General features: G+C 34.7%; 1 protein-coding gene. It reads right to left on the reverse strand.

Translation table 11 applies throughout. The features are described 5' to 3' along the window. On the reverse strand, positions 1 to 225 hold a 225-nt coding region (locus tag ACRHOC_RS15455), incomplete at both ends, for a fasciclin domain-containing protein (protein ID WP_431159477.1).

A 225-nucleotide genomic window follows, 5' to 3' on the forward strand; every position in this document is an offset into this window, starting at 1 on the left:
TACACCCGAAGCTGTATTTACGAACATACTAATATTAATATCTGACCCTGGTTTAGTAGCCAAAGTGCTTACATATCCTGTACTTAAACCATTAGACATAGCTTCACCAATAATTACATGGTTCAATAAAATTTCAGTTAATGTGGCAACTGGAACATCATCAAGTGAAGATAATCCGTTGGCTGCTAAGAAATTTGTAAAAGCTGTATTTGTAGGAGCAAATAC

Source organism: Winogradskyella poriferorum (genome assembly GCF_050618035.1).
In the GTDB taxonomy this organism is placed as follows: domain Bacteria; phylum Bacteroidota; class Bacteroidia; order Flavobacteriales; family Flavobacteriaceae; genus Winogradskyella; species Winogradskyella poriferorum_A.